Source organism: Citrobacter sp. CK185, from assembly GCF_030333565.1.
GTDB classification, from domain to species: Bacteria; Pseudomonadota; Gammaproteobacteria; order Enterobacterales; family Enterobacteriaceae; genus Citrobacter_B; species Citrobacter_B koseri.
On sequence record NZ_JAOWFR010000026.1, the window covers coordinates 709,780 to 728,997 of the forward strand.

Here is a 19,218-nt window from a genome sequence, read left to right on the forward strand (position 1 = left end):
CAGGCTTACACTCGCCCGTAGCGATCGGCGAAGCGCACCACGTCGTCCTCTTCAAGGTACGAACCGGAGCGGACTTCAATCAGGTCGAGCGGAATTTTTCCCGGATTCTCCAGGCAGTGGGTCGCCCCCAGAGGTATGTAGACAGACTCGTTTTCACCGAGCAGTTTGATTTCGCCGTTGATGGTGACTTTTGCCGTCCCTGCAACCACCACCCAGTGCTCCGCCCGATGGTGATGCATCTGCACGGAGAGCCCCTCGCCGGGTTTAACGGTAATACGTTTCACCTGATAACGGTCGCCGGCGTCGATAGAGTCGTATTTGCCCCACGGCCGGTAGACTTCACGGTGGATATGGTGCTCATGACGCCCGTCAGCTTTAATCTGCTCCACCACTTTTTTCACATCCTGCACCGCATTGCGATCGGCAATCAGCACCGCATCTTTGGTCTGTACAACCACCAGGTCTTTCACCCCGACGGTCGTCACCAGGCCCGACTCCGCATAAACGTAGCTGTTTTCCGTTTTATGGCTAATGACGTCGCCGTGATGCACGTTTCCCTCGGCGGTGTGCGCGCTGATTTCCCACAGTGAAGACCAGGAACCCACGTCGCTCCAGCCGGCATCCATCGGCATAACCACCGCATCTGCCGTGCGCTCCATCACCGCGTAGTCCACCGACTCTTCCGGGCAGGCGAGGAACGCCTCTTCATCCACGCGGATAAAGTCGAGGTCGGGGTCAACGATGCTCATCGCGTTTTCGCAGGCGTCCAGAATATCGGGACGGTATTTTTTCAGTTCTTCCAGATAACGCCCGGCGCGGAACAGGAACATCCCGCTGTTCCAGTAGTAGTCGCCGCTCGCCACGTAGGCCTGCGCGGTTTCAAGATTGGGTTTTTCGACAAACTGCGCGACGTCAAAAGCAACCGCGTCTTGCTCGCCGGGAGAGACATCGCCGCGACGAATATAGCCGTAGCCGGTTTCCGGCAGATCCGGCACGATACCGAACGTGACCAGCTTGCCCGCTTCGGCATACGGAATGGCGTTACGCACCGCGTCGCGAAACGCTCCTTCATCAGCAATGACGTGATCGGCCGCCAGTACCAGCATCAGCGGATCGCCTTCCGGGCTGTGGCGTTTCGCCGCCAGCGCCGCCAGCGCAATCGCTGGCGCGGTATTGCGCCCGGCAGGTTCGAGAATAATGTTCTCCGTCAGTTTGTTTAGCTGGCGCAACTGTTCGGCGACAATAAAGCGGTGCTGCTCATTGCAGATCACCACCGGGCTTTCGCACTCCACGCCGTTCAGACGACAAATGGTCGTTTGCAGCATGGTGAGATCGCCTTTCAGGCAGAGAAACTGTTTTGGATAAAGTACACGAGAAAGCGGCCATAAACGGCTACCCGAGCCACCCGCCATCACGACCGGATAAAGTTTACGTTGACCCATGATTTATCCCCGAATATCTGTAATAAATTGACGTAACACGTTCTCTTTATCGAGCGTGCGTTCGGCATATTCGCATGCCACCGTGTTGTTCTCAGGCATGGCAAGCGCCTGAGTAATCCCCGTCACCAGCGCGTCGACCGACTCCGGTTCCACGCAAACGGCAATGCCGGGATAGTCGCGACAAAGCTGGCCGAGTTCGGTTTCCGGTTCAGCGGTAATCACCGCGTTGCCGCCCACCGCCAGAATATTGGTCAGTTTCGACGGCAAAACGGCATCCGCCGCGCCGCGCTTTTGCACCACCAGATGGCAATCGCCCATCTTCAGCAGCGCAGGTAAGGCTTCATAAGGCTGAAGCGGATAAAATTTGACGTTATCCAGGCCGCGTTCACGGGCCATTTTTTCCAGCCGCGCTTTGCCGCCGCCCTGTCCGACAATGACAAACAACCAGGGGCGATCGGTAAGACGCTCAGCGGCGTCGATCACGTTCTCAAGCCCTTGTTTTTCACCAATATTGCCAGAGTACAGAATGATTTTTTTATCATCCGGCAACCCCAACGTCTGGCGTAAGCGGGCCGCATCGCTAGCGGTCACGTCACGAAAACGCGCCACTTCCGACCAGTTAGGGAAGAAAATCACCTTGTCTGCCGCGACCCCTTTCTCCTGCGCTTTATTCATCATTGAACGGGAGATGGTGGAGACGTTATCGACGTTGTGCAGACCGCTGCGCTCGAACGCGGCGGCCAGTCGGGCAACCTTACCGCTCTTGCCTTGCCCGGCCAGCCCCAGACCGAGCATCGCATCCACCTCGTAGTCCTGAATATGCAGCAACGTGCGCGCGCCGGAGAGTTTCGCCAGCAAACGCATACCCGGCGTGCAAAACAGCGTCGGCACCACGCCGATAATCCGATCCGGCTTCCAGCGTCGCTGCGCCATCAGCGGGAAGAAACTGCTCAGGGCGAAACTGCCCAGGTGCAGCAAGCGTTTCAGCGTCGATGGATGCGTCGGAACATATAACGGGCAGCGCCAGACGGTGGCCGCCCCCTCTTCCCGGCGATAACGCCAAGAGGAATACTGCTCGCCCACTTTCCACTGCGGGTAATAAGGCGGCGCGGTGATCACCCGAACTTCATGCCCTTCACGCGCCATCCACTCCACCATCTCGCCGGTGTATTTACCGATGCCGGTTAGCTCCGGCGAGTAGTTGATGCCGTACACAAGGATTCTCATACGCTTCATCCTTCAACCTGGCTCTGCGTTGGCTGCATCTGCTCACCCCTGCCGCCTTGATTCAGGCTGAATGATTTCGTGTAACATCCAGGCACCCCGGACTGACGATCCGCGAGGAAGTACGCCCGACTGTTGTCGTGAACGCTGGCGCTTGCCAGAAGCCGCTCAGGCGCCTGCCAGCGATAATCTTCATGTTGTTCATCAGGCAGATGCAGATCTGCCTGATTCACCTTCAGACGAAAACCAAGCACAACGTAATGAGTGGTAAAGTCTTCGCCGGAGAAGTTATCGTCATAGAAGTGCTGCCAGACGCCATAAAACGCGCCTGCGGACAGCGGTAAACGCAGCCCCAGTTCCGCCTGAGTGAGACGCTCAAACGCTTTTTCCAGCGTCTCATCCTTCTGCACGCGCCCGCCCGGTACGAACCAGTAACCCTGCGCAGGGCGATTGGTGCGCTTGCCCAGCAGGAACTCGCCGCGCTCATTCTCCACGATCAAATCAATGGAGATCAGCGGCGTAGAGCGCACGACGGTAGCGAAATCTTCCTGACGTAAAAACATGTTTACCCCCGGAACCGGTGCTGGTTCTCAAGGAACCACTGGTAAGTGCTGGCAAGCCCGGCCTCCAGCGACACCTCGTGATACCAGCCAAGCTGATGCAGGCGCGTTACGTCGAGCAGTTTGCGCGGCGCGCCGTCCGGTTTCGTGGCGTCAAACACCACCCGCCCTTTGTAGCCCACGACCTGAGCGATCGTTTGCGCCAGCTCCCGAATGGTGCAATCCACACCAGTACCGACGTTGATGTGCGAGAGCATCGGCTGCGTGTTCTCCTGCCACACTTCGCGATCCAGCTCCATCACATGGATGCTGGCAGCGGCCATATCATCCACATGCAGGAACTCGCGCATCGGTGTCCCGCTGCCCCATACCACTACATCCGGCGCGTTCTGTTCGGTCGCTTCATGGAAGCGACGCAGCAGCGCGGGAATGACGTGCGAATTACTCGGGTGGAAGTTGTCATGCGGCCCGTACAGGTTGGTCGGCATAACCGAGCGGTAATCGCGGTCAAACTGGCGATTCCAGGACTCGCACAGTTTGATCCCGGCAATTTTTGCGATGGCATACGGCTCGTTGGTTGGTTCAAGCGACCCTTGCAGCAGTTCGCTTTCCGCCATCGGCTGTTTTGCCAGTTTGGGGTAGATACAGGAGGAACCGAGGAACAACAGCTTGTTCACGTTGTGCAGATGCGCGGCGTGAATGATGTTGCTCTCAATCATCATGTTCTCGTAGATGAAATCGGCCGGGTACGTATTGTTGGCGACAATACCGCCCACCTTCGCCGCCGCCAGATAAACCTGGTCAATGCGTTCTTCAGCGAAGAATGCCTGTACCGCCCGGCTGTCCAGCAAATTCAGCTCGTCGCGGGTGCGGAGCACCAGCTCCACATCCTCGCGCTGCGCCAGCTGTCTTACGATGGCGGAACCCACCATCCCGCGATGGCCCGCCACAAAAATACGTTGTTTCATCATCCTCAGGACTCCAGCGCGATGGCAACCTCGTAGCCATGAGATTTCAGCAAGGAATGTTTCTTCGCCGCTTCCAGGTCTTTCGCGACCATTTCAGACACCATCTCCTGGAGTGTGATCTCCGGTTTCCAGCCCAGCTTCTCGTGCGCTTTTGACGGGTCGCCCAGCAGGGTTTCCACTTCCGCAGGACGGAAGTAGCGCGGGTCAACGGCGATAATCACATCACCCGGCTTCACGCCCGGCGCATCATGACCGGTGACAGAAACGACAATCCCTTTCTCTTCCACGCCTTCCCCTTCAAAGCGCAGTTTGATTCCCAGCTGTGCCGCCGCCATTTCGACGAACTGACGCACGGAGTACTGCACGCCGGTCGCGATCACGAAATCTTCCGGCGTCTCTTGTTGCAGCATCATCCACTGCATCTTGACGTAGTCTTTGGCATGGCCCCAGTCACGCAGGGAATCCATGTTGCCGAGGAACAGGCAGGACTCCAGCCCCTGAGCGATATTGGCAATCGCGCGGGTGATTTTGCGGGTCACGAAGGTTTCGCCGCGACGCGGAGATTCATGGTTGAACAGAATGCCGTTACAAGCGTAGATGCCGTAGGATTCGCGGTAGTTAACGGTGATCCAGTAGGCGTACAGTTTGGCGACGGCATACGGAGAGCGCGGATAGAACGGCGTGGTCTCTTTTTGCGGAATTTCCTGCACCAGACCGTACAGCTCAGAGGTGGAGGCCTGATAGAAACGGGTTTTCTTTTCCAGGCCCAGGAAGCGGATCGCCTCCAGCAGACGCAGCGTACCCAGCGCATCTACGTCAGCGGTGTATTCCGGGGACTCAAACGAAACCGCAACGTGGCTCATTGCCCCCAGGTTGTAGACTTCATCCGGCTGCACTTCCTGCAAAATGCGGGTCAGGTTGGATGAGTCGGTCAGATCACCGTAGTGCAGGTGGAATTTCGGGTTGCTGGCATGTGGGTCCTGATAGATATGATCCACGCGTTCGGTATTGAACGAAGACGCGCGACGCTTGATACCATGAACCTCGTAACCTTTCTCCAGCAGAAGTTCCGCCAGGTAAGAACCATCCTGCCCGGTTACGCCAGTAATGAGAGCGACTTTTGACATTTTATTTTCCTCAAATAGTCCCGTTAGGGAGTAACTTTCTCAACGCGCTCGCGCGTTACCACTGCGGGATTGCCACGGCAGATTGTGTTTGCCGGTAGCGATTTAAAAACACTGCTTCGCGCACCAACGACGGTGCCGTCGCCTATCGTTACGCCGGGAGCGACAAAGACATCCGTCGCCAGCCAGCATTTCTCGCCAATCACAATTGGTGTGGCGTTAATATCAAAATGGGCGCTGGCATAATCATGACTGCCGGTACATAAATAGCTTTTCTGCGAAATAACAGAGTGTGCGCCAATCGTAATGTCACCCAGCGTATATAAAACGGCGTCATCGCCGACCCAGGCGTAATCACCTAACGTCAATTTCCACGGATACGTAATTTTTACAGAAGGTCGGATGACTGCGTTTTTTCCTATTTTTGCGCCAAACATCCGTAATAAAAATGCGCGCCAGCGATACATCACCTGCGGCGACCAGCTAAATAACGTTGCCTGCACCGCCCACCATAATTGCACTTTTATTGCATTGCCGCCCCGGAACCCTTTCGGCACCGAGAAGCCGCTTAAATCCTGCATCATTTTTCCTTATATTCAGGCTTTGTTATATAAGGCTTTTGCTTTGCCTGTCGTTTTCAGACGTAATAAATAAGATAATTCCGCCCAGAATCCGGGTACGCGTAATATTTTACGCTGCACGTTTTTTGCATCCCGGCATAATTCCAGATTATTTGAGGTTGACACGCCGCCCATAGAAAATTCAGACACCAACCCTTTGATTCGACGGAAAGGATAGCCTGATTTATAAAGACTGGCTGCCAGCGCGTAATCAGATGACACCTTATATTGCAGATCGTATGGATGTGTTTTCAGCCCTGCGGTCGGGAAGAAAATAGCCTGATGGCTGGCGGGTAAGCTGTGGTAGATATACCAGCCATGTTTGGCGCTTCGTCGGGTTTTATTTCCTTCACCAAAATCCAGCAACGCGTCGCCAATGTACATCGCGTCATCATTTTTTCGCCCCAGTTGACGGACAAAATCGGTGACATCTTCATGAAACACATCGCCGGAATTGAGGAAAAGAGTATAGCGCCCTTGCGCCATCGCAATGCCTTTGTTCATCGCGTCGTAAATGCCACGATCCTTTTCACTTACGAAGCGTAAGTTAAACTCACCGTTGAGTTTTTCCAGAAACTGGGCGGTGCCGTCATCCGAACCGCCGTCCACAACAATCCATTCAAAGGTCAGGCTGGGATCGCGCGCCAGGTTGCGCAGCGAGCGCCAGGTGTTTACCACGCCGTCGTAATTACGAAAGGCGACAGTAACGACGCTAAGTAACATAAAACCACCTCGTCATGAATTCGTAATATTTAGCGCTTTGCGCAAAATAAAAGGACAAACGATTAAAAATGCATATTCCGGGCTAAATATCGAACCGGTAAAAAACAACGATACCGGCGTAAAGAGATAAAGCTGCACCCGAAAATTCTGATTATCGCCAAACGCATTCAGCGTCATTTTTAAGATTTTCCACATGTACCATGCGGTCAATAACACCGCGAACCATGAGAAATAAATAATCAGCAGATACAGGCCATTGTCTATTGTTTTCCCGACATCCGCACCGTTAAAAATTCCGAATGATGCGACATATTCATAAAGTGAGCCAAATCTGACTACGCCATCAATATGGGTCAACGAATAACCGACCATCACTAATGGCCCAACGATACGATAATACGATGACGAGCCTTCCGTTCCTAAATCTCCAAGACGTTCAGCGATATAAGGAAACGCAAAAACCACACCGACTAAAAATACGCCCAACGAAATAATCGCCAGCGGCAATTTTTTCCTTATCGCATCCTTATTCAGATACTGAAATGCCCACTCCAGTAAGTAAAACAGGATAAAGGTCATTACCCCTGAAAATGATCCTGATAATATTATCCCTGCCAGAATCATAGCATCGGTCTTAGGGGTTTTGATACCAAACTGTTTGATGCTGAGCCAAATTGAGATTAACGCCAGAGCAAAAAACGCCGGTTCAAAATAGAGCGCAGTAGTTCGCTTACCGCCAAATTTAATAAAATTCAGCACATAGCTATTACTGTAAATAAGATATTTCGAAATTCCTTCCATTAAACTGCTGCCGCCGGTGAGAATGATCTGCGCCATCTCAACTGCCGCCAGCGCCACCACAAACGCCACCACCATATAGAAAAAACGTAATATCTTGCGGTAGTTATGCGGGGAAACGGTTTTAAAGCGAATACTCCATACCATGCCGATAATGATGACGATGTAAACAAACAGCATCGTCGAGGTGACATATTTGCTGGCATCCAGCGACTGACCGAACAGGTAGTTAAACGCCGTCAGCCCTGCCCCCACGCCCAGCGCAATCATCAATTTTTTAATGCTGATGCGCTCAATGAACAACAACAGCAAAACGGGTAAAAAGGTGACAATGGTGATGGGGAAGCTTTCGCCCAGTTGGGCAATTTTGACGTTGACCAGCAGGTAGATCAGCGGCAGCAGCAGGTAACTACAGATTCTGATAGAACGAGACATACTCCTCCAGCATCTGTTGTCCGCTGTATGCGGTGCGGCTACGCTCGCAAAAGACCTCCAGCGAGGCGCCAAATACGGCCTGGGCAATGTCGGATTTGCTCATCTGCACCAGGTTCAGCACCTCGTCTTCACTGAACGTTCGCCCGCCCGATTTTGCCAGCACCTCCTGCGCCGCGTCGCTGTGCGTGGCGATCACCGGCACGCCGATAGATAACGCTTCACACAAAATCAGCGGGTAATTATCGACCCGGGAGCTGAACACCAGCGCATCCATCTGGTTAAGGGCGCTCATCAACTTGCGTTTATCGGTTTCAAAGCCGTGATTCACCACGTTCTCACCGTCGAAGGGGGAAAACTTACCGAAGGTGTGCAGCTCAATGTTGTTGCCTGCCGCCATCATGTCGCGCACCAACTGCTGGTTTGTTTTGCCGTCATAGCGCAGATCGTGCGCCACCACGGCAATTTTCGGTTTGCCCTGGCGCTCGCTCACCGGCGACAGTTCGGACAGAATCGCTTCGGTCGCCACATCAATGCCATTATTGATAATGCGACAACGCCCTGCCCCGTACAGGCTGTTAAACGCCTCCGCCACATGCTGGCTGGGCGAGATAAACTGACAGCCCAGCGAGAGCATCTGCTGAAACAGCTGCCGCTTGCCCACCACCAGTTGGTGCGCTCTGTCCACTTTTACCGGCGGATAATTGGTCAGCGTCGGGCATTTCTGGCAGCCGCTTTTCCAGCCTTCACAGCCGTCGGTAAAGGCACAGCGTCCGGTCACGCTCCAGTGATCGTGCAGCGTCCAGACCAGCCTCACGTCCGGCTTGTGGTTTTTCACCTTCTCGCAGAAAGCGACAACCTCCGCCAGATTCAGCCAGTAGCTGTGCAGCACATGAAAATGCAGCACCAGCGGGCCGGGTGTCCGGGTCACTTTGCGGTACAGGTTATCGAGATTGCCAAAAAGGTCGCGGTTAAACAGACGAAACAGCGCGATATTGGCGACCGATGTCAGACGCGGCGTCTGTTTAATCACATGCGGATAGTTGCTGTGGCTGACGCTTTTCTTCCCGCCTTTGCCATAGCCATAGACAAAGTGCGAGGTCAGGCCTTTTTGTAGCGCGCGCAGGTGCAGGTCTAATGCCACGCCCGCCGCGCCGCCTTCCGCCAGTCGAACATTAAATTGCAGAATATTCATTTAATTACCTTCACTCGCGCCTTCTCTCCCACTACCAGCGCGTTATCGGGAACCGTGTCGAGCACCACGCTGCCCGCCCCGATAGTCACGTTATTGCCGATGGTGATATCCCCCAGCAAAATGACGTTAGCGCCCAGCTCAACGCCGTTACCAATGACCGGGCACGCCAGGCTGTCGCCGCCCCGGTTGCCGATGGTGACGCCATGACGCACGGTGAAGTCGTCGCCCGCGACGACATGCTTATTGATCACGACGGCATAACCGTGATGGATGGTGAAGCGTCGGCCGATGGTTGCGGCGGCCTGAATTTCGTAACCAAACAGGCATTCGGTCATCAGGCGGTACAGCACCAGCACCGGCGCGGCCCACAGGTTATTCAGCACATTTTTTTTGCGCCAGACGGAACAAAAATGGGCGACGCGGTAGGCCAGCACCATGCAGCACGGGCGCAGACTCCAGCTGTTTGCGCGTAAATCCTCCAGCATCCTTAACGCCCCCGCAGTCCGTCAGCCAGGCGTTTGCCGTTACGCACAGAAAACAGCGTCAGCAACGTGCGCCAGGTCATTCGCTTATTGCGGATCTGGTACAGCGTAAACAGCTGATACTTTTTGCTGGCGCGGTCGAATTTGTCTTTATGCTTGCGGTAGAAATGGAAGTAGCCGGAGAACTTTTTCGGCGAGGAGGTGATCTGCATTTCACCGTGATTGATGTGCAGAATCTGCGTCGCCTCTTCCACTTTCCACGGTTCGCCGTACTCAACCACCATACGCAGGAAAATATCGTAGTCCTGCGCGGCTTTCAGTTCGGTATCAAACAGGCTCTCTTTAAAACGCCAGGCCCAGGTAAAGACCTGATTGCCAATGATATTGCGTTTATAAAAAAGACGGCGTGAGTACGGCGACTTCGGGTACAGCGGCAGACTGGCCGGCTGCGAGTAAACCTCGCCTTCACAGACATAGTCATTGGCGTATAAAAACGCGTGCGTTACCAGCTGATGCTTATGTTCAAGGAACACGCTCAGACGGTTCGGCGTCCATTCATCATCATCATCGATCCCGGTGATGTACTGCCCTTTCGCCTGCATAATGGCCTGATTACGCACCGCGCAGGCGCCGGAATTGATCGCATTGTGGGTGTAGCGCACGCGCGGGTCGTTTAACCCTTCAACAAACTGCTGCAACTGCTCATACGATGAGGAGCAGTCATCCACAATGATCATTTCCCAGTGGGTATAGTCCTGGCGCAGCACCGATTTAATCGCGCGAATCGCCAGTTGCTGCCGATTCCAGGTTGGCATGTAGATCGAAATCAGTGGGTTGTCTATTGTCATTCTCATTCCCCGGATAGTGTCGGATGGCGGCGTAAACACCTTATCCGGCCTACAGTCACCAGCAATTTTGTCGGCCCTGTAGGCCTGATAAGCGCAGCGTCATCAGGCGACTTATTATTTTGAATCCGACTTGTATTCGTACTCGTAGTAACCGTAATCCTGATAACCGGTCGCCCGTCGGAAGATGGAGTTAAGGATTACGCCTTTTACCGGAATGCCGTTCTGCTCAAAGCGGCTCAGGCTGGTTTCTACCTCTTTTAATGTGTTAACAGCGTAACGCGCCACCATCAGCGTGGTGCCGACATGCCGTCCGACGATCGCCGCATCGGTCACCGCCAGAATCGGCGGCGTATCGATTAAGACCAGGTCATAGTGCGCGCTGGCCCAGGCAATCAGTTCGCCAAAGCGCTCGCTCATCAGCAGTTCCGACGGGTTAGGCGGCACCTGTCCGCGCGGCACCAGATCGAAATGCGGGATGGAGGTGGGTTTGGCGCAGGAGGCGATATCCCCTTTGCCCACCAGAATGTCGGACAGACCATTCACGTTGTTGGTGCCCAGCAGCTCGTGGGTATAGCCTTTACGCATATCGCAGTCGATCAGCAGCACGCGTTTGTTGGTCTGGCTGATAACCGCCGCCAGGTTGGCGCAGACAAAGGTTTTGCCGATAGACGGGCTGACCCCGGTCAACATCAGCACATTGTTTTGCGCCTGCATCATGGCGAAATGCAGGCTGGTACGCAGGCTACGCACCGCCTCAATCGCCAGATCGGTTGGATTCCCCACCGCCAGCAACTGGCTCTGTTTGTAGCGCTTAACGCCCTTAATCGTTTTGACGTTATCGCGCGCTTTCTGCCACTCCGACAGCGGAATGCTGGCATAGACGCTGATGCCGTGTTCTTCGAGCACCTGCGGACTTTCAATCCCACGGTTAAACAGCGAACGCAGCAACACGCCGACGATAGAGAGCATCAGGCCAAGAATAATGCTGCCAAGAATAATCAGCGCTTTTTTCGGCTTCAGCACGCCCGGCTGGGCAATCGCCGGGTCAACAATACGCACATCCCCGACGGTGCTGGCCTCGGTGATCTTCAGCTCCTGCTGCTTGTTCAGCAGTTGCATATAAACCTGCTGACCGGATTCGACGTCGCGCGTCAGACGCACAATTTCCTGCTGCGTTTTCGGCATTGCCGTCACGCGCCCGTTCAGTTTGGCTTTTTCATCTTCCAGCGCTTTACGTTTTTCCAGCAGCGTACGGTAAGCCGGATGCGCTTTAGTAAACAGCTTGGAGATTTCCGCCTCTTTGAAGGTCAGTTCGTTAAGCTGGGCGTCGATATTCACCATCGAATCCAGCACCGCCTTGGCCTCCAGCGGTAAGTCCACGGAGTCTTTATCCTGACGGAAGGCGTTGAGTTTGTTTTCCGCGACGTCCAGGCGACTGCGCACTTCCGGCAACTGTTTCGCCAGGAACGCCAGGCTTTTCGCCGCTTCCGCAGATTTCCGCTCAACGTTCTGTTCGAGATAGTTGCGGGTGATGCTGTTGAGAATATCGCGGATCTGATCCTTGTCTTCACCGGTAAAGGCCAGGCTCAATACGCCGGTATCTTTGCCGTTTTCCGTCACGGTCAGGTTGTTTTGCAGATTGTTGATCATCCCAAGCGTGGAGAATTTAGTGACGGTAAATTCACTGTCCGGGCGGGCATGGATAGCGCTCACCATCATCGTCACGCCATCTTTACTCAGCAGTTGCCCGGCCTGACCGCGCGCGCTAAAGCCGCCGTCGCTGGTCAGTTCGTAGGTTTTGTCACTCAGCACGTTAAGCGTGAAAACCTGCTCGCCCATCGCTTTTGGACGGGTGAACGTTGTCACTTTCACCGTCTCATTCTGCCGCCCCATCAGGCGCTCCCAGCCTGCGCCAAACAGCGGGAAGGTGTTTTTGGTGACGGAGATATCCAGGTCGAGATCGTCAACGGTTTTCCCCAGAACCAGACGCGACTGAATCAGCTGAATTTCCGCTTCTGATGCCGGCGGTTTATTGGCCAGCGCAGAGCCAATATCCTGCACCAGCGAGTTACCGGTATTTTGCTCGATTTGCACCAGCGCGTCGGCGCTGTAAATCGGCGTGGCGAATAGCGTGTAAATCACCGCGCACAGCGCAAATACCGCCGTAATGCCAAGCACCCACCAGCGCGCTTCAATGACGGTTCCCACCAGACGACCGATATCGATTTCATCACTGCCCGTTACCGGAGCGGCAAGCTGTTTTACTTTTTCTGTCATTGTTATACCTGCTCTGCGTTCAATGCCTGCGCCCATTGGCGAGCAGACCTTTCAAGTAATGTGTACACCGCTTCAAACGCCTCGCGACTTTTGCGATACGGGTCGGGTATTTCACGCTCGCTGTCCCAGTGGCCGAACAACATCACTTTCCCGCGCATCTCTGGCGCCATCTCGCACAGTCTGGCGATATGGCGTTTTTCCATCGCCAGAATCAGGTCATAATCCCGGCACATACGCCCGGAGATCTGGCGGGCGCAATGACCTTCAAGAGAGAGGTTATGCGCCGCCGCCACGCTGACCGCCGACCGGTCGGCGCCCCTTCCCACCAGCGCGCCCAGCCCGGCAGACTCCACCGTTAACGACGGGTGATAACTTTTCAGCAAGCGCTCTGCCGTCGGGGAACGGCAAATGTTCCCCACGCAAACAACTAAGATTTTGTTAAACATGACGTTTACCAGTTATGAATGTCGCTGGCCGTATCCGTCATATAACGGACACCGCTGATGGTCGGCAGCAACTGATTGATCAGACGGTTCCAGCGCGCAACCGGTGCGGTCGTGACGTACACCACATCGTAAGGTTGCAGTCGGAACTCCGTCGCCATCACCAGAGAGGTGGCATCAGACATATCAAGCTGATAAATATTGGCGATCTTGCCATTGCGTCCGCCCTCGCCTTTCAGCGGTCGAATCACGAAGATGCCGCTGGCATTGGAGGTGGTCAGGTCGATACCTTCCGCCGTACCCAATGCTTCGGTGAGCGTCATACCGCTGAAGTCCATTTTGAGGGTGCTCTGTTTCTTCACTTCACCCATCACGAAGACTTTCAGATCGTCATTACGCGGTACAAACAGGATGTCGCCGGGGTAGAGCAACCGGTTCTGGCTGAGATCGCCGTTTTGCATCAGCGCCTGCAAAGAAATTCGCTGCTCCTGGCCATTGTGCGTCAGCACGACGTTGCGCCAGTCGGCGTTTTCGGTCAGGCCGCCGGCGGCGTTGATGGCATCAAGAACGGTGAGCGGCACGTTGGTGATCGCCTGCTGGCCGGATTTATTCACCTGCCCGGAGACATACGCCTTCTGCGAGCGGAAAGCGGCGATATTAACGTCCACCTGCGGGTCAGCAATGTACTTCGCTAAGCGCCCGGTAATATCACTGCGAATTTCACCCAGCGTTTTGCCCACCACAGTCACTTTGCCGATGTAGGGATAAAACATGGTGCCATCGGGTTGAACCCAGTTGCCGGTATCACTGGAGCTGCGGTACTGCCCGGCGGGCGTGGTCAGTTCCGGGTGATCCCAGACCGTCACATTCAAAACATCGCCTGGGCCGACGCGGTACTGGTAGCTTGAGATCTCCTGGTCCAGTGACATATTGGGCTGCGCCACATTTGGACGTGGTCGTAATTGCTCCACCAGGCGCGGCGTCAACGGATAGACATTCACCATACGGTCGAGATCAAAATCAGCGTCTTGCTGTTTGATCACGTCTTTACCCATCGTAGACATATTGCTGCCCGGAAGTACTGTGCAACCACTTATCAAGGTTACCGACACCAATAATGGCATCAATTTCATTTTGGATTTCATCATTGATTATTTATCACTTTGGCAGAGTAATTATCCCGTGCAATTTAAATAGCGACTTCGCCTGTACACATTTACATTGCAGTTAATTGAAAAGAAATTTAACTGGCATCAGTCCTAAAAAATTTGGATTCATCCGTAGGCTATTGACAGAATAATTCAGACTTGTCACCAGGTTATCAGACACGCTACCGCCCTTGGCTTTTTAGCTACCAATACACTGATTAATTTAGGTTTTTATAATCCTCTTTATTTCCTCTTCTTCGCGACAGAGAAACATCACAGGAAATAAGAAAGTTACTCAGTAATGGCCTGCTTGACGGCGACAGGATATTTTTGTTGCCCACCATTAATGCTGCAAGAATTGTTGCAGTTAACGTAATAGCAGGCAAGGTAACAAGCCTGTACTTCACCCTTTTTAAGATTAATATTAAGCGTGGCGAAATTATAATTTTAGGATTTTATTGATGTTGACAAATTCTATATTTAACGCCCAACCTGCGATATTTCCGAAATATGTCCACATTAAAAAAACCGTACCATATGGAAACTTTATGGTTATTTTTCCGCCACGTTTTCAGCATAAAAGCCTGATATAAAAGAAAGAGAAATGACGTTATGTCATTGCATTTTGCGCCAGCTTTATCCATGATCGAATTGTGACAACTGTCATATAACGAAAGGTATTATTCTCACTATGGAATGGATTGCCGATCCATCAATCTGGGCCGGACTCGTCACGCTTATCGTCATCGAGTTAGTCCTCGGCATTGATAACCTGGTCTTTATTGCCATCCTCGCTGAAAAACTGCCGCCTGCGCAGCGCGATCGTGCGCGCATTACCGGGCTGCTGTTAGCGATGATCATGCGCCTGCTGTTGCTGGCGTCTATCTCGTGGCTGGTCACGCTGACGAAGCCTCTCTTCAGCATACGCGACCTGAGCTTCAGCGCCCGGGATCTGATTATGCTGTTTGGCGGTTTCTTCCTGCTCTTTAAAGCCACGATGGAGCTCAACGAGCGGCTGGAGGGGAAAGACAGCGATAACCCCACCCAACGCAAAGGGGCGAAATTCTGGGGCGTGGTGGCGCAAATTGTGGTGCTGGACGCCATCTTCTCCCTCGACTCGGTCATTACCGCCGTGGGGATGGTCGAACACCTTGCGGTGATGATGGCGGCGGTGATTATCGCCATCAGCCTGATGCTGCTGGCCAGTAAATCCCTGACCCGGTTTGTGAACAGCCACCCAACCATCGTGATCCTCTGCCTCAGCTTCCTGCTGATGATCGGCTTCAGCCTGGTGGCGGAAGGGTTTGGCTTCCATATTCCGAAAGGTTATCTGTATGCCGCGATCGGCTTCTCGGTGATGATTGAAGCGCTGAACCAACTGGCGATCTTCAACCGTCGTCGCTTCTTATCCGCCAACCATACGTTGCGCCAGCGCACCACCGAAGCGGTGATGCGTTTGCTCAGCGGGAAAAAGGAGGATGCCGAGCTGGATGCTGACACCTCCGCTATGCTGGCGGATCATGACGACAGCCAGATTTTCAACCCGCAAGAGCGGCAGATGATTGAGCGGGTGCTGAACCTCAACCAGCGCACCGTCAGCAGTATCATGACCTCGCGCCATGATATTGAGCACATCGATCTCGACGCGCCTGAAGAGGAAATTCGCGCCCTGCTGGAAAAAAACCAGCATACGCGTCTGGTAGTGACCGGAGAGGACGAACAGGAAGAGTTGCTTGGCGTGGTGCATGTCATCGACCTGCTACAGCAATCGCTGCGCGGCGATCCGCTCGATCTGCGGGCGTTGATCCGTCAACCGCTGGTGTTTCCTGAAACGCTGCCGCTGCTTCCGGCGCTGGAGCAGTTCCGTAACGCCCGTACGCATTTTGCTTTTGTCGTGGATGAGTTTGGTTCCGTTGAAGGGATCGTAACCCTGAGCGACGTCATGGAAACCATCGCTGGTAATCTGCCGAACGAAGTGGAAGAGATCGACGCCCGTCACGATATTCAGAAAAACCCGGACGGCTCCTGGACCGCCAACGGCCATATGCCGCTGGAAGATCTGGTGCAGTATGTTCCGCTGCCGCTGGATGAGAAACGCGAGTACCACACCATCGCGGGGTTGTTGATGGAATACCTGCAACGCGTGCCGAAAACCGGAGAAGAGGTTCAGGTGGGAGATTACCTGTTGAAAACCTTGCAGGTTGAGAGTCACCGCGTACAGAAAGTACAGATTATACCGTTACGTAGCGATGACGAGTTAGATTACGAGGTGTAAGGCTGAACGGCATGCCGGGTGGCGACTGACGCCTTACCCGGCCTACGGTTGTGTCGTTGTAGGCCTGATAAGCGCAGCGCCATCAGGCGTAGGGTGTTGCCGGGTGGCGGCTGACGCCTTACCCGGCCTACACATGCTGTCTGTTTTCACAGCCGGCATTCAGATTCGCTTACAGCTTATCCAGCAGCTTCTTCACGTCTTTACCGTTGCGAGTCTCTTTATTACGATCCGCCCAGTCGCTCAGACGACGTTTTGCTTCATCCTGCAAATGCTTACGCAGAATCTGGTCAACCTGGAGATTGTAATTCAGCGCCTGCCACTTACCGTATACGCGCAACGGAACCGGCGTCTCTTTCAGGAAATCAATCAGCTTGCTTTCACCTGTCCAGCCGCCCAGCACGCGCACGTTAAACTGCGTGTCGCAGGTCTGCTCAACAAGATTCAACGCGCCATTACCGGAAACCGCCAGTATTGCAGACTGCCCTTCCATGCTGCCCAGCGTGAGCTTACCGTTATCCAGCGCCAGGTCGGTGACAAAGCGATCCAGACGGGTCGCGTTATCAAAATTCTGCTGCGATTGCTGCACATCGCCACCGCTACGCGTTACCGCCTGCTGCACCAGTTGCTGGAAGTTCATCCCTTCCATACGTGTGTCGCGCATTTCAACATGCGCCTGCCCTTGCCAGCTGTGACGAAACGCCTGGGCGTCAATATCCGCGCCTGAAAAATCACCCGCCAGCGACATTTTGCCGGTCAGCGCGATGGGATAGTCAAACGCGTTCAGAATCGTACCGATTTCCACATCCTCAAGGCGCGGCTGGAACACGGCGCGCGGATTTGCCGCTCTCGCGTCCAGCGTACCGGGCAGAGAAATCTCACCGCCATCGAGTTTCCCCTGCAACTCGACGATATTCAGCAAACCGGCCTGATTCGTCATTTTCGCCGACACGTCGGTAAACGCCATGCCACGCCACTGCGCGTTATCCGCCCGCAGAGAGAGGGCCGCAGAAAACCCTTTTAGCCCCTGATAAGCGGGTTCATCAACGCGGGACGCGATAACCGGCCGCGGCCGCGTCGACTGCTGCCCCGTTTGCGCCACGTTTTTGGATGTGCTTGCCACGTCATTTCGCGGAAGAAGGTTATCCAGATTCAGCTTGCCAAATTGCAGATCGATCGCCCATTCCGGCTCATCGCTCAGCGTCACCTGAGCCTGTCCGGTCAGGGTGCTGTCGTTGGCGGTTAAACTGAGCTGACTGAAAGAGAGCCTTTTTTGCCCTTCCTGCCACTGCGCCTGTAATTGCCCCTGGCCCTGAATACCCTGTTTCGGTAAATCGGCCCCCTGCAACTGCCAGTTGAGCTGCTCGATACCGGCCGTTAGGTTGTGCGGATAGTCAGACGCATCGACCGTTCCGTTGAAGGAGAGCGAGAGATCGCGCTGATCGCGGTTCACCCGCCCGGAAAAATCAAACGTCCCGCGATGCTGTTCATCCTGCTCCATTTGCAGGCGAATATCGCGAACCGTAATTTGCTCGTCGTCTTCATGCTGGAACACCAGCACGCTGTCAGCAACGCGTAAACTGCTGATATCAAAAGACCAGCCACGGTCTTCCGGGACATCCGGCAGCGTATTGTCTTTTGGCGCAACAGGCGCGTCTTCCCGGCGCGCCGCTTCCGTCTGCGGCGTCAACTGGATGACCGCGCCTTTGAGCATCACCTGTTCAACCTTCAACTGATGACTAAGAAGCGGCCACAGCGCAACGTCCAGGCGCATATTGTCGGCCCGAACCAGGGGTTCGCTGGCGCCTTCCGCCGTCAGCGCCATCCGTCCAGAGAGGATGCTGAGTTGAGGCCATACGTGCCAGCGCAGAGGGCCATCCAGTTGCAGTTGATATCCGCTACGCGCAGCGACCTGCTGCACCATATACGCGCGGAAATCATTCGGATTCACCAACATCACCAACGCCGAGAAACCGGCCACCAGCACGACCAGGAGAATCATCAGCGTCGTCAGAAATCGTCTCATGCTATCCTCAGTGGAGCAGACTCAGTCTTTGTCAATCCGGCTGGCAACAGCGCCTTGCTGATCGCGGTATTTCGCATCCTGACGACGGTTATAAGGGCGTGCGGCAGGGCCGGAGAGCGGCTCAAAGCTCAGGGCGCCAATCAGCATTCCCGGACGCAGGGCCAGCGGTAATTTCCCGGAGTTGTAGAACTCCAGAACGATGCAACCGGACCAGCCGGGATCGATACGGTGCGCGGTAACGTGCACCATCAGCCCAAGACGCGCCAGCGAGGAACGGCCATCCAGCCACCCCACGAGATCCGGCGGCAGCGTGACGGACTCAAAGGTCACGGCCAGCGCCAGCTCGCCCGGATGAAGATAAAACGCGTCGCCTTCATCCAGCACGATTTCATCGCTCATCACGCGATCCAGCGCAGCGCTGACCTCATCCTTCGGGCCGCTTAAATCAATAAACGCAGCCGTGTGGCCACGAAATGTACGAAATTTATTGCCAAGGCGCACATCCACCGTCGCGCCATTAATACGCTCAACAGGAGGACGCGGGTTGATCGACAAGCGGCCTTCATCCAGCCAGGCTTCAATATCTCGGTCACACAAACGCATGGCACTTTCTCCTTTCGTGCATCAGGCCCTTAA

The 19,218-nt window shown here is 54.5% G+C and carries 16 protein-coding genes and 1 pseudogene; 1 reads left to right on the forward strand and 16 read right to left on the reverse strand.

All coding sequences use genetic code 11. The features are described 5' to 3' along the window. Window positions 1-5: 5 nt before the first annotated feature. The 14 genes and pseudogenes from cpsB to OGV79_RS18215 form a co-directional block, all read right to left on the reverse strand. Window positions 6-1,442, reverse strand: a complete 1,437-nt coding sequence (cpsB, locus tag OGV79_RS18150) for a mannose-1-phosphate guanyltransferase (RefSeq protein ID WP_012131712.1) — start codon at window positions 1,440-1,442, stop codon at window positions 6-8. 3 nt (window positions 1,443-1,445) lie between these two features. Next, window positions 1,446-2,669 (reverse strand): colanic acid biosynthesis fucosyltransferase WcaI, encoded by a 1,224-nt coding sequence (wcaI, locus tag OGV79_RS18155; protein WP_286468776.1) that lies wholly within the window; start codon window positions 2,667-2,669, stop codon window positions 1,446-1,448. Between the two features lie 86 nt (window positions 2,670-2,755). Beyond that, a pseudogene (locus OGV79_RS18160) lies at window positions 2,756-3,229 on the reverse strand (GDP-mannose mannosyl hydrolase); the annotation flags it as partial. Window positions 3,230-3,231: 2 nt separating this feature from the next. Further along, window positions 3,232-4,197, reverse strand: a complete 966-nt coding sequence (gene fcl, locus OGV79_RS18165) for a GDP-L-fucose synthase (protein WP_047462602.1) — start codon at window positions 4,195-4,197, stop codon at window positions 3,232-3,234. Window positions 4,198-4,199: 2 nt separating this feature from the next. Then, window positions 4,200-5,321, reverse strand: coding sequence for a GDP-mannose 4,6-dehydratase (gene gmd, locus OGV79_RS18170; protein ID WP_012131708.1), 1,122 nt, complete (start codon window positions 5,319-5,321; stop codon window positions 4,200-4,202). Between the two features lie 23 nt (window positions 5,322-5,344). After that, the gene (gene wcaF, locus OGV79_RS18175) at window positions 5,345-5,899 is read right to left on the reverse strand and encodes a colanic acid biosynthesis acetyltransferase WcaF (protein WP_047462599.1); all 555 of its coding nucleotides are present in this window, start codon (window positions 5,897-5,899) and stop codon (window positions 5,345-5,347) included. Window positions 5,900-5,914: 15 nt separating this feature from the next. Further along, window positions 5,915-6,661: a colanic acid biosynthesis glycosyltransferase WcaE gene (gene wcaE, locus OGV79_RS18180; RefSeq protein WP_275055735.1), complete on the reverse strand. Its 747-nt coding sequence runs from the start codon at window positions 6,659-6,661 to the stop codon at window positions 5,915-5,917. Between the two features lie 12 nt (window positions 6,662-6,673). Continuing rightward, window positions 6,674-7,894 (reverse strand): colanic acid polymerase WcaD, encoded by a 1,221-nt coding sequence (gene wcaD / locus OGV79_RS18185; protein ID WP_012131705.1) that lies wholly within the window; start codon window positions 7,892-7,894, stop codon window positions 6,674-6,676. Next, window positions 7,869-9,086 (reverse strand): colanic acid biosynthesis glycosyltransferase WcaC, encoded by a 1,218-nt coding sequence (gene wcaC / locus OGV79_RS18190; RefSeq protein WP_286468777.1) that lies wholly within the window; start codon window positions 9,084-9,086, stop codon window positions 7,869-7,871. Before wcaC ends, wcaD begins: the two co-directional genes overlap by 26 nt. Further along, window positions 9,083-9,571 (reverse strand): colanic acid biosynthesis acetyltransferase WcaB, encoded by a 489-nt coding sequence (gene wcaB / locus OGV79_RS18195; RefSeq protein ID WP_049011279.1) that lies wholly within the window; start codon window positions 9,569-9,571, stop codon window positions 9,083-9,085. Before wcaB ends, wcaC begins: the two co-directional genes overlap by 4 nt. A gap of 2 nt (window positions 9,572-9,573) precedes the next feature. Continuing rightward, entirely contained in the window at window positions 9,574-10,416 is an 843-nt protein-coding gene (gene wcaA / locus OGV79_RS18200; protein WP_199984041.1) for a colanic acid biosynthesis glycosyltransferase WcaA, read from the reverse strand. Between the two features lie 114 nt (window positions 10,417-10,530). Continuing rightward, entirely contained in the window at window positions 10,531-12,693 is a 2,163-nt protein-coding gene (wzc, locus tag OGV79_RS18205; protein ID WP_104868468.1) for a tyrosine-protein kinase Wzc, read from the reverse strand. A gap of 2 nt (window positions 12,694-12,695) precedes the next feature. Then, window positions 12,696-13,139: a low molecular weight protein-tyrosine-phosphatase Wzb gene (gene wzb / locus OGV79_RS18210; protein WP_012131700.1), complete on the reverse strand. Its 444-nt coding sequence runs from the start codon at window positions 13,137-13,139 to the stop codon at window positions 12,696-12,698. Between the two features lie 5 nt (window positions 13,140-13,144). Beyond that, window positions 13,145-14,284, reverse strand: coding sequence for a polysaccharide export protein (locus OGV79_RS18215; RefSeq protein WP_012131699.1), 1,140 nt, complete (start codon window positions 14,282-14,284; stop codon window positions 13,145-13,147). Between the two features lie 691 nt (window positions 14,285-14,975). On the opposite strand from OGV79_RS18215, the gene OGV79_RS18220 reads away from it, so the two are divergent. Further along, window positions 14,976-16,559, forward strand: coding sequence for a TerC family protein (locus OGV79_RS18220; RefSeq protein ID WP_058669389.1), 1,584 nt, complete (start codon window positions 14,976-14,978; stop codon window positions 16,557-16,559). Between the two features lie 169 nt (window positions 16,560-16,728). On the opposite strand, the gene asmA is transcribed toward OGV79_RS18220, so the two are convergent. Continuing rightward, complete coding sequence (gene asmA, locus OGV79_RS18225; protein WP_114647336.1) at window positions 16,729-18,582, reverse strand: outer membrane assembly protein AsmA; 1,854 nt, start codon at window positions 18,580-18,582, stop codon at window positions 16,729-16,731. Window positions 18,583-18,603: 21 nt separating this feature from the next. Next, window positions 18,604-19,185 (reverse strand): dCTP deaminase, encoded by a 582-nt coding sequence (gene dcd, locus OGV79_RS18230; protein WP_012131692.1) that lies wholly within the window; start codon window positions 19,183-19,185, stop codon window positions 18,604-18,606. Window positions 19,186-19,218: the final 33 nt, after the last annotated feature.